At 41.5% G+C, this 10,355-nt stretch carries 10 protein-coding genes and 1 pseudogene; 7 read left to right on the forward strand and 4 right to left on the reverse strand.

Annotation, left to right across the window (positions count from 1 at the left end; genetic code table 11):
* Positions 1-3 precede the first annotated feature (3 nt).
* Positions 4-435 (reverse strand): conjugal transfer protein MobA, encoded by a 432-nt coding sequence (mobA, locus tag EPX21_RS07655; protein ID WP_134089084.1) that lies wholly within the window; start codon positions 433-435, stop codon positions 4-6.
* Between the two features lie 756 nt (positions 436-1,191).
* On the opposite strand from mobA, the gene EPX21_RS07660 reads away from it, so the two are divergent.
* From EPX21_RS07660 to EPX21_RS07675, 4 genes are all read left to right on the forward strand, one after another.
* Complete coding sequence (locus EPX21_RS07660; RefSeq protein WP_134089085.1) at positions 1,192-1,959, forward strand: ParA family protein; 768 nt, start codon at positions 1,192-1,194, stop codon at positions 1,957-1,959.
* Positions 1,960-1,963: 4 nt separating this feature from the next.
* Positions 1,964-2,413 (forward strand): DUF3408 domain-containing protein, encoded by a 450-nt coding sequence (locus tag EPX21_RS07665; RefSeq protein ID WP_134089086.1) that lies wholly within the window; start codon positions 1,964-1,966, stop codon positions 2,411-2,413.
* Between the two features lie 11 nt (positions 2,414-2,424).
* The gene (locus tag EPX21_RS07670; protein WP_134089087.1) at positions 2,425-3,060 is read left to right on the forward strand and encodes a conjugal transfer protein TraD; all 636 of its coding nucleotides are present in this window, start codon (positions 2,425-2,427) and stop codon (positions 3,058-3,060) included.
* A 64-nt stretch (positions 3,061-3,124) separates the two neighbouring features.
* Positions 3,125-3,925 carry a hypothetical protein gene (locus EPX21_RS07675; protein WP_134089088.1) on the forward strand — a complete coding sequence of 267 codons (801 nt, stop codon included), beginning with the start codon at positions 3,125-3,127 and terminating at the stop codon, positions 3,923-3,925.
* Positions 3,926-3,995: 70 nt separating this feature from the next.
* Here the strand turns inward: EPX21_RS07675 and EPX21_RS07680 are convergent, their stop codons facing one another.
* The 3 genes from EPX21_RS07680 to EPX21_RS07690 all read right to left on the reverse strand — a co-directional run bounded on the left by EPX21_RS07680 (position 3,996) and on the right by EPX21_RS07690 (position 7,322).
* Entirely contained in the window at positions 3,996-5,654 is a 1,659-nt protein-coding gene (locus EPX21_RS07680) for an ATP-binding protein (RefSeq protein ID WP_240768583.1), read from the reverse strand.
* A gap of 98 nt (positions 5,655-5,752) precedes the next feature.
* Positions 5,753-6,958, reverse strand: coding sequence for an SIR2 family protein (locus EPX21_RS07685; RefSeq protein WP_134089090.1), 1,206 nt, complete (start codon positions 6,956-6,958; stop codon positions 5,753-5,755).
* Positions 6,959-7,037: 79 nt separating this feature from the next.
* The gene (locus EPX21_RS07690; protein WP_134089091.1) at positions 7,038-7,322 is read right to left on the reverse strand and encodes a helix-turn-helix domain-containing protein; all 285 of its coding nucleotides are present in this window, start codon (positions 7,320-7,322) and stop codon (positions 7,038-7,040) included.
* Between the two features lie 242 nt (positions 7,323-7,564).
* Between EPX21_RS07690 and EPX21_RS07695 the strand changes: the two genes are divergently transcribed.
* The 3 genes and pseudogenes from EPX21_RS07695 to EPX21_RS07705 form a co-directional block, all read left to right on the forward strand.
* Positions 7,565-7,870: a DUF4134 domain-containing protein gene (locus EPX21_RS07695; RefSeq protein ID WP_002979435.1), complete on the forward strand. Its 306-nt coding sequence runs from the start codon at positions 7,565-7,567 to the stop codon at positions 7,868-7,870.
* A gap of 11 nt (positions 7,871-7,881) precedes the next feature.
* A complete protein-coding gene (locus EPX21_RS07700; RefSeq protein WP_013632619.1) occupies positions 7,882-8,211 on the forward strand; it encodes a DUF4133 domain-containing protein in 330 nt (109 codons plus the stop codon).
* A pseudogene (locus tag EPX21_RS07705) lies at positions 8,208-10,289 on the forward strand (TraG family conjugative transposon ATPase); the annotation flags it as partial. The gene EPX21_RS07700 and the pseudogene EPX21_RS07705, both read left to right, overlap by 4 nt.
* Positions 10,290-10,355 lie beyond the last annotated feature (66 nt).

Here is a 10,355-nt window from a genome sequence, read left to right on the forward strand (position 1 = left end):
CCGCTATTTTTTCAGGTGTTTGGCTTCAAATTCCTCGCTTATTTGGATAATTTTCTGACACAGCATTGCCATTTCAGCCGTCTGTTTTTCCAGTTTGTACAGGAATGCAGCCGCCTTTTTCTCGGAAAAATTCTTGTACAGCAGCTTTACAATTTGGTTATAGTTTACACCAATGGAACGGAACTGGCTGTGAAAAGAGGTCAGCCTCATATAAAAATCAACCGTTCCTTTATCAATCTGAATGGTCTTTATGGTCTTGTCAAATATACAGGACGTAATGAAATGCGCCTTTACTTGCATACCTGATTTATCAAACAGGGCAAGAAAACGGGCGTGTTCCTGCTCGTTAAAGGAAATCGTATAGCGAATGGTCACCGGGTCTTCTTTGGGGCGGCGTCCTGTCTTTTTCAATTGCTTTTTGTTGTTATCGTTCATCACTAATCCATTTTAAAATCCATACAAAACCCTGACTTCGGAAGGTGTTTTCTGCCCCCTGCAAAGGGCAAGTTGTTTTGAGCATCGGAAATCATTCCGAGATGCTCAAAACACAACTTGCCGTGTTCCGGTGAACACAAAAATCCGCCCTGCGGGACGGATTGAATGTAACAGGGAAAAACGGCTCGATGCCGTTCCCGTTACCCCCTGATATGTCAAAAGACTTTTGCATAAATCCGTTAATAAAAATCACAATACAAAGTAAAGCCCTGTTTACGATAGCGTTGCACTGTACCACAGTGCCAAATGCTGCCTCTGAACGCCAAACACTGCCACCACTATACAACTAAATGAATTTGATGAGTTCTTTGCCCCTGAATGTTGGCAGGCAGGCAGACTGCCCGTGCTTCAGGACGAGCTGACGGCACACATTCAAGATGGCAGGTTATCCTGCCAGCAAGATTGCAGGAATGCAAGAAAGCAAGAGCGCAGGAATGACGGAAAGCGTGACAGCCTGCTATCAGACAATCACGCCTGAGTGACGGATGGAATGACGAACGAAACGAATGCAAGAACGCAATCCCGCCTGATAAGATGCCTGAATGAAAGCATTGCTGCTGTACGGCAGGCAAGCAGGCAATCAGCAATTCCCGCAGGCAAGCCTGATAGCTATCCTGCAAGAAAGACAGCACGAAATCAGGACGGCACGGCTGCAAGCCTGAAAACAGTAAGATGTAAACTTTAAATTTTAAAAATATGGACACAAAAAAGAAACCTCTGTTTGTCGCCTTTTCTTCTCAAAAAGGTGGTGTTGGCAAAAGCACATTTACCACGCTTGTCGCCAGTACGATGCACTATCGGTTAGGCTACAATGTAGCCGTATTTGATGCGGATTTTCCGCAGCACAGTCTGATGAAAATGAAAACCCGTGATTTGGCAATGGTAATGGAAAATGAGGCTTTGAAAAAACTGGCGTATAAGCAGTTTACCACCATCAACAAAAAAGCCTATCCCATTATGCAGCACAAAGCAGATAGCGTACTCGATGCGGCTCACGAATTTGTAAACACTTCTCCCGTTCCGCCTGATGTGCTGTTCTTCGACCTGCCCGGAACCGTGAACACGCCCGGCATACTGAAAGCATTGGCGGGAATGCACCACATATTTACGCCCATCACGGCAGACCGTGTGGTAATGGAAAGTACGCTCATCTTCACGCAGCTTTTACAGGACGTGATTATGAAAAAGGGCGAAACTTCCATACAAAGCATTAACCTGTTTTGGAACCAGGTGGATGGCAGGGAAAGCACACCCTTATATGAGGTGTACAATCAGCTTATTGAACAACTGGGGTTAAGCCTGATGCAAAGCCAAATCAAGAACAGCACCCGTTTTCGCAAGGAAAGCGAAGCGGACAGCAAAACGGTTTTCCGTTCTACGGTAATGCCTCCCGATGAGCGTTTGATGAAAGCCTGCCAGTTAGACCTGTTCATCAGCGAATTTTTAAACATCATTCAATTGTAGTGCTATGGAAAAAGACAATAAGAAAAAAGTCACGCCGGACATTAACGAGGAAATGATGATGAACCTGATGGTGGACGGCATTAAAAAGGATGGTTTGCAGTTACCGCCTGAACCTGCCGAAGAGCAGGTAAAGGAAGCGGTAAAAGACGAGGTGCAGCAGGAAGAATTATCACAAAGCAAACCCGCACAACGGGAAAGGAACCGCACCAAAAAAATCCTTGACGGAAGCTACGGCGAACACTTTTTGAAAACCCATTCGATGACAAAGCGGGGCGATAAAAGCATTTATATCCGGCAGGAATACCACGAACGGCTATCCCGTATTGTACAGGTAATCGGGAAAGATGCCATACCCCTGTACGCCTATCTCGATAACATATTGGAACATCATTTTGAAATGTTTGAAAAAGCCATTACCGATGATTTCAACGAAAAGTTTAAACCCATTTTTTAAAGCATCTGATTATGGAAATAGTAATTGTGATTTGCCTGCTGATAGTCATTGCCCTGCTTTTGCAGGATAAGATTGTCATTCATAAAAGGTCGGAGCAAAAGCCCACACAGGAAAAAGTTAACCCGAACCTGCCCGATATTATGGGGCAGCCCAAGCCAGTAAGAAGCCTTTCAGTGCCAAACACTGCCAATGAAAGCCAAATAACGGAACCGGAGATAAACCCTGATAATTTAGACATTGAATACGACGAAAACGAAAACGTCAGCATTCAAATTCCGCAGGAAGAACTGGACGAAGTTTTCAGTAATATGCCTGATTTGGAGGAAGAGGAAGAAGAATGGAACAGGTACGGAATATCCGGTGGCGATAACGGTTTTGCCCAAGGGGTTACCTACGACGAACTAAGCTCCGTAGGGGCATTGCTCCAAAAAGAGAATTTGGAACAGGCTCAAAAGGAAACAGCGGTAGCCATAGTTCAGAAATTACAGGGAACCGAATTATTCAGCTTACTGGAAAATTCCATTGAGGGTGCTTCCCGAAAAATTGCCGAGCTTTTGGATAGCACACTTTCATCTGAAAGCGACGACGGTTCTTCCACCTTGCGGAAAAGTGATTTGGGTGATTTTGACATTGGGGAGTTTGTCTGAAAAGACGGCTCCCTTTTGTCTTTTTAAAGGTGTTGCAGCCTGATAAAAAATAAACAGTACAGATATGATTAAGAAAGATGACCCTGATTATATATTCGAGGAATATAAAGGACATACCATAGCAAGCCACAAGAACAATGTTGTTGGCAAAGACATTAATAATCTCATCATCGTTTACCGTTCAGATGAGTTTCCCAATCACGGGTTTATTGTTGGACTTGATGATAGCAAGCTGTCAGGGGGCAGAAAGTCCGTGCCGCACAACATAGATGATGCAAAAGGCTACATTGATTGGGTAGTTGGTATTCAACAGAAAAAGGCAGAGATAAAGCCAACAAATAATATTGTTGACCAAGAAGTCTACGATATGCGTGTTAACAAAGGGATGCTGCCAACGATAGCTATTGCAGGGCATACATTCTATGTGGATATTCGTATGGATATGCTGCGACCTAAAGATGATTTCCTTTCAAAAGGCATTGTGTTCTCGGATATAGCCAACTACTATGATGAAGAGAAAAGAACTTATACCATTCCCTACAATCCGAAGACACACGAATTTCAGGAACCGGATTACCGTACTATCAAAGAGCTTCCTAAAGATTTAATTGCTGTGCAATTTCCCTCCGAAAGATTGCTTGACAGGATTGGATGGAACAGGCACTACGGATTTGAATTGACGCACGGACTGGCAAAGCAGGGCTTGAAATTGCAGTTTGAAGCGAAGCAAATACCCTGGGAAAAAACCTTTCTTGTTGGCTTGATTAAAAGCAACCTGAAAGCAGAAAAGAACCTGCAAAAAGCTACCGAAAAACAACAGCCAACCCAACCAAAGAAAGGTAAACAGAAAGGTAGAAAAATGTAAATCGGCGCACCGATAACCGAACGTCAGACCGTAAAAAGTTTGGCGTTTTTTAAATACTGGAACTATATTTTTATGCTCCTGCTATTTTTGTAAATTTTGGAGTATCAAATTTTGGTGTCGTTTTGGGTAAATCTACTTTGACCGATATAGGCATTGGAAAATCAACGCCCATTATAATTGCTTCGCCGGAACCCAACGAAGGCAAAAAAGAAAGTGTTTCTTTATTCGCTGTTGAGCAAGCACTGGCTATTGCTTCTTTATCTTGATAGTTAATCAATCTATGAGTAATAAATGTTCCCATCTGACTAAGTGTGCCAACTGGAATATCTCTCGGCATTTGTGTTGATAAGCATAAAAACAATCCATATTTACGGCTTTCTTTGGCAATATTATCAAAAGCATTTAATTCTGTACTTTCAAAATATTCATCCTTGACCTTTTTATTTAGGAACTGATGTGCCTCATCTACACATAGTATCAATGGCTTTTCTCTAAAAGCGTTTGTTCGTGCTTTATTCAATAAATATCTACCCAATGAATTTGCTAAAATCTCCCTAACCTGAAAATTGTATGGTACGTTCTCAAATCCAATTCTTAAGACGTTTAAATCAGGATTATCTAAAAACTCATTTATTTTTGTGATTAGATTATTCGTCGTCGGTGCATTAAATCCAAACATTCCGGAGTAGTCGTTGTCAGATATGACATTGTTGACACGCATTATCAAACTTGTCGCATTGCCGTAATTCCTTTCATCTCTATTAGCTGCCCAACGGTCGTTGAATATCTGAAAACATTCATTACCGATTTGTCTGTGAAGCAGGTTAATACCAAAATTGTTTATAGAGAAATCTTCGACTATCGCTTTATAAGTAAAGTAGGCATTATTGTAAGCGGCAGTCAAATTTCCTTGCTTCACAACTAATCCATTATTTAATATTACTTGTTGCCCCCGGAATGTAAAGCTGTCATTAGTTCCATCATTATTATGCCCGTTATTGGGAATATTACTCATTAAACAATGGGCTACTTTCAAAGATTTTATTGCTTCCAGTAAAACGGGTTGCTGAACCTGTCCAGATGGTCTGAACAGGACAAATAAATCATTTATAGTTAAGTTTTGATAAGGAAAATAACTTTCCGAAATAAGAATGGAATGTGTAACTTTTGGATGTGTGTCGAATGTAGAATACTCTCCCGTTGGGTCTAAAATAATTGCTTTCGCTCCTGTTTCTATTACTCCCTCCAAAAACTTGCTGATGGTATAACTTTTACCTCCACCAGTGGTTCCAACTACTGCACAGTGGCGACTGAAAATAGCCTGAAGAGATATATCTACTGGGACATTTTTGTCATAAATTAGATTACCCATTCTAAATGTTGGCGAATGTTCAATGTTCTCTGGTTTAATTCCAAAAGTTTTAAAATGAGTAGAAAGAAATTCCGATGAACAAATAAAAACTTTAGAACCTATAAGGGGTAAACTATTTATCCCTTTTTCTATTTTACTTGGATTAAACAAGTCAAATGATAAGAGAATTTCAATTCTGCCTACGGGATGAAACGCCTTAGTTGAAAAGGTTCTTTCGCTTAATTCTAATCGTTCTTTTTCAGGTAAAGATATTTCTAACATTTTACCCAAAAATCCTTTGTCTTCCCCCTCAATAACAATATAATTACCGACAAGTCCACCACGCAAGACTTCTGCGTGATGTACAAATGTTTTCATCAAAACAGAGGATGGAAAATGCACTTTAACAAAGGCAGGGGATACAAAATTTATATAGCCAAGAAAATGACTGTGATTAAAAGGGCTATTGCTCATAGTTAGGTATTGGGAATATTAATTACTATTTGTCTTGTATCCTCCTGATTGTAAGATTTTAAATCAGGATAGTTTTTGGCGAAATCTTCAAAAGTTTCAGAAACAATACTTAAGTTGGAATATTTCTTTGAAGCCTCAATAAAGGGTTTCAGGTTTTCGTTGGTTTCATCTATTCCCCGATTAATAATCATCAATTGGAAACTTGGATTTTGTTCAAGAGCTTCTACAATGGCAGTAACGATATGCTTATCACCGAAACTAAACCCCATCGTTATTAGAAAAACATTATCCTTGCGGAGATTAGCCTGGAACCGTGACATCATCTCGAAATATGGCTGTTCATAAGAACTCTCATATTTAGACTGATGTGGGTATATCATCAACGGATTATCAGGATTTTCTTTTTGTATGATTTTATTGTCTTGCTTTTCCCAATTAACAGAACCGTGTAATTTATACAGGTGGAAAACTTTTTGAATGAAATTGTCCTCCTCTTTAACTCTGCTTTGATTTCTGGAAACAATATCATAGTCATAATTACGCCCGCTAAAAATTCTTGGTTGTGAAAATGAAAAACCGTCAACAACAACAAAATTGCTTTCACACGCTGCTTGTTCAAACATCATATCGTAGTTCAACGTGAACAATTTAAATCGAGGTAGAGTGACCTTACGTTTTGTTATTTTATTAAGCAATAATGTATGTGCCGAGTTGTCAGGCAGGCTTAACTGACAGGCTTCTTTGATAAAATCTTTAATCTTGTTCACACAATCCTCGATATCAATATCAGCTTTAGGCACATAAGGAATTGCAGGAGTAGCCATAGAAAGAACTTTTTCCAAATTCTTGACTATTGAACCGTCTTCCCACTTTTCATCGTAGCCGATTGTTTCAAGTAACTTTTCAAAAACTTCAGATGTTAAGAGAGCTTCAGCGTCGTCCCATAGATTAGCCATCGACTTTCCTAATTTACCATCTTTGCCCCAACCTATGGAAGAACCTGCGCCTGTTAAAAGAAGCAAATTCTCAAACTGATTATTTAGAGTTTGTGAATATTTATTCCGTTTTGTTGCAATAGCATAATCAACTCTATTCTCTGTGCTGTCTTTAAAATCGTGAAGTTTACCGTCTATATAAACCTTTACGTCGTCTGCTTCACTATCATCATAGGCAACAGAACTATTATTATTGAGTAAAATATACTTCATACGCACATACTTTTATATTTATTTAAGTTTATACCAAACAGTTAGTTTAAGACTTTCAAAACACACTGCCGCTACATTCTCATTTGCCTTTAAGCTCGTTTAAAACATTTTTTAATGCCTTTATTCCAATTTCATTATTATCGATAAGCCCTTTTATCTTGTCGGATAGCCATAAAACCAAAAGTTCTTCTAATGGCAGGTTCAGAAATCCCGAAAGATTTTCCAAATGTTTCCTCGGTATTAGCTTTTCTTCGTTCTCTATCTTGCTGATAAAAGCGTTATCTAATTCCAGTGCTGCGCCGACTTCTCTAAGAAGTAATCCTTTACTTTCTCTTACTTCCTTTATCCTTTTTCCGAGTGCCATCTTGAATTATTAAGACTTGTCTAAATAATTCAAATGTAAGCAAAAAATATGAATGTAAATGATGTGATATTCATCAACTTAATATCGCTTCAGTTGGCAAATTTGGTTTCATATCTCGCCACTCACAGCCAAACACGTCCTCTGACTGCCACTTTACGGTAGCGCCTCTTTTTCCATAAGACATTTGTCCCGAAAGCTCGCAAGGTGCGGGATAAACAGTAACAAATTAATGTGTTTCAATTATGGAAAAACAGAGAAAAAAAGTTTTGCTGGCAGCCGTGGCAATGCTGTCAGGAATTGGTGCGTTCGCACAGGGAAACGGCTCGGCAGGTATCAACGAGGCTACCCAAATGGTAACAAGTTATTTCGACCCCGCAACGCAATTAATCTACGCCATCGGTGCGGTAGTCGGGTTAATAGGGGGCGTTAAGGTGTACAACAAATTCAGTTCCGGCGACCCCGACACGAGTAAGACCGCAGCTTCGTGGTTTGGTGCGTGTATCTTCTTGATTGTTGCCGCTACTATCCTGCGTTCATTCTTCCTTTAATCCGTTGCCTTATGAATTACAATATCAACAAAGGCATCGGCAGGACGGTGGAATTTAAAGGGCTAAAAGCGCAATACCTGTTCATTTTCGCAGGTGGGCTGCTCGGTACGCTTATCCTCGTGATGATACTGTATATGGCAGGCGTAAACTCTTACATCTGCCTGTTCCTCGGAGCAGGCGGTGCTTCGCTCATTGTATGGCAGACCTTTTCGCTGAACAGGAAGTACGGCGAACACGGACTGATGAAAATTGCAGCCAATAAAAGGCATCCCCGCTACATCATCTGCCGCAAGCCTGTAAACCGCTATTTAAAATTCACACCTAAACAGAATGCCGTATGAGAAATGTAGCAAAGACCACCACACTGGAAAACAAATTTCCCTTGTTGGCAGTAGAGAACAACTGCATCTTATCCAAAGATGCGGACATTACCGCTTGTTTTGAAGTGCGTTTGCCGGAACTGTTCACGGTAGCTTCTGCGGAATACGAAGCCATTCACTCCGCCTGGCACAAGGCGATTAAAACCCTCCCTGATTTTACGGTCATTCACAAACAGGATTGGTACATTAAGGAAAGCTATGCACCTGATTTGGCAATCGAAGACCAGAGTTTTTTATCGAAGTCTTATCAACGTCATTTCAACGAGCGACCGTTCCTGAACCATTATTGCTACCTGTTTCTGACAAAGACTACTAAGGAAAGAATGCGGATGCAAAGCAACTTTAGTTCGCTTTGCAAAGGTACACTGATACCAAAGGAAATCAGGAACAAGGAAACGATACACCGCTTTATGGAGGCGGTCGCCCAGTTTGAACGTATCGTGAACGATAGCGGTTTTGTCAGCCTGCGGCGTTTGACCGAAGAGGACATTATCGGAACGGAAGATACACAGGGATTACTGGAACAGTACCTCACGTTATCGAGGGGAGCAGGAACACCAATGCAGGACATCGCACTCGGAAACGAAGAGGTGCGCATTGGCAACAAAAGGTTAAGCCTGCATACCCTTTCAGATACGGATGACCTGCCCGGAACGGTATCGGCAGATACCCGTTTTGAAAAGCTATCTACCGACCGTAGCGACTGCCGTCTGTCATTCGCCGCACCTGTGGGCTTGCTATTAAGCTGCAACCACATATACAACCAGTACATTTTTTTGGATAACAGCGAAGACAACCTGCAAAAGTTTGAGAAGTCTGCAAGGAATATGCACTCACTGGCAAGGTACAGTCGTGCCAACCAAATCAATAAAGAGTGGATAGAAAAGTACCTGAACGAAGCCCACAGCTTCGGATTGTCCTCCATCCGTGCGCACTACAACATTATGGCGTGGTCGGAAGACCCTGCGGAACTGAAGCAGTTAAAGAATGATTGCGGTAGTGCATTGGCATTGATGGAGTGTAAGCCACGCCACAACACTACGGACGTAGCAACATTCTACTGGGCAGGAATGCCGGGCAATGCGGGCGACTTTCCCAGTGAAGAAAGTTTTTACACTTTTATTGAGCCTGCCTTGTGCTTCTTCACGGAAGAAACCAACTACCACAATTCGCCCTCGCCGTTCGGTATCAAGATGGCTGACAGGCTTACAGGAAAACCTATCCATTTGGATATTTCCGACCTGCCTATGAAACGGGGTATCATCACGAACCGAAACAAGTTTATACTTGGTCCGTCGGGTTCGGGTAAATCGTTCTTCACTAACCATATGGTACGCCAGTATTACGAACAGGGCGCACACGTACTGTTGGTAGATACGGGTAACTCTTATCAGGGCTTATGCGAACTCATCAAAGGAAAGACCAAAGGCGAAGACGGTGTTTACTTCACATATACCGAAGATAACCCGATTGCCTTTAACCCTTTCTATACCGATGATGGCGTATTCGACATTGAGAAGCGGGAAAGTATCAAAACCCTGATACTGACCTTATGGAAACGTGATGATGAGCCGCCAACCCGTTCTGAAGAAGTTGCCCTGTCCAATGCGGTAAGCGGTTATATCGAACGTATCAAAACGGAAGATGTGTACTCCTCATTCAACGGTTTCTATGAGTATGTAAAAGGCGACTACCGCAAGGTACTGGAGGAAAAGCAGGTAAGGGAAAAAGACTTTGACATTGCCAACTTCCTGAACGTACTCGAACCTTATTACAAAGGAGGGGAATACGATTACCTGTTGAACTCCGACAAACAGTTAGACCTGCTTTCTAAACGCTTTATCGTGTTTGAGATTGATGCGATTAAAGACCACAAAATCCTCTTTCCCATTGTGACCATCATCATTATGGAGGTGTTTATCAACAAAATGCGCCGATTGAAAGGTATTCGCAAGCTCATCCTGATTGAAGAGGCTTGGAAAGCGATTGCCAAAGAGGGAATGGCGGAATACATCAAGTACCTGTGTGCGCCCGTACAGGTGGCTTAGTAAATATCTCTTTGGCAAGAGATTAGGTTAGTGTTCTTTAAAAAACCTATCATCAAC

The organism is Olivibacter sp. XZL3 (assembly GCF_004368405.1).
Taxonomy (GTDB): Bacteria; Bacteroidota; Bacteroidia; order Sphingobacteriales; family Sphingobacteriaceae; genus Olivibacter.

Bases quoted from the DNA above. Each gene is read 5' to 3' on its own strand.
- mobA (WP_134089084.1), bottom strand. From the start codon at position 435: ATGAACGATAACAACAAAAAGCAATTGAAAAAGACAGGACGCCGCCCC.
- EPX21_RS07660 (WP_134089085.1), top strand. From the start codon at position 1,192: ATGGACACAAAAAAGAAACCTCTGTTTGTCGCCTTTTCTTCTCAAAAA.
- EPX21_RS07665 (WP_134089086.1), top strand. From the start codon at position 1,964: ATGGAAAAAGACAATAAGAAAAAAGTCACGCCGGACATTAACGAGGAA.
- EPX21_RS07670 (WP_134089087.1), top strand. From the start codon at position 2,425: ATGGAAATAGTAATTGTGATTTGCCTGCTGATAGTCATTGCCCTGCTT.
- EPX21_RS07675 (WP_134089088.1), top strand. From the start codon at position 3,125: ATGATTAAGAAAGATGACCCTGATTATATATTCGAGGAATATAAAGGA.
- EPX21_RS07680 (WP_240768583.1), bottom strand. From the start codon at position 5,654: ATGAAAACATTTGTACATCACGCAGAAGTCTTGCGTGGTGGACTTGTC.
- EPX21_RS07685 (WP_134089090.1), bottom strand. From the start codon at position 6,958: ATGAAGTATATTTTACTCAATAATAATAGTTCTGTTGCCTATGATGAT.
- EPX21_RS07690 (WP_134089091.1), bottom strand. From the start codon at position 7,322: ATGGCACTCGGAAAAAGGATAAAGGAAGTAAGAGAAAGTAAAGGATTA.
- EPX21_RS07695 (WP_002979435.1), top strand. From the start codon at position 7,565: ATGGAAAAACAGAGAAAAAAAGTTTTGCTGGCAGCCGTGGCAATGCTG.
- EPX21_RS07700 (WP_013632619.1), top strand. From the start codon at position 7,882: ATGAATTACAATATCAACAAAGGCATCGGCAGGACGGTGGAATTTAAA.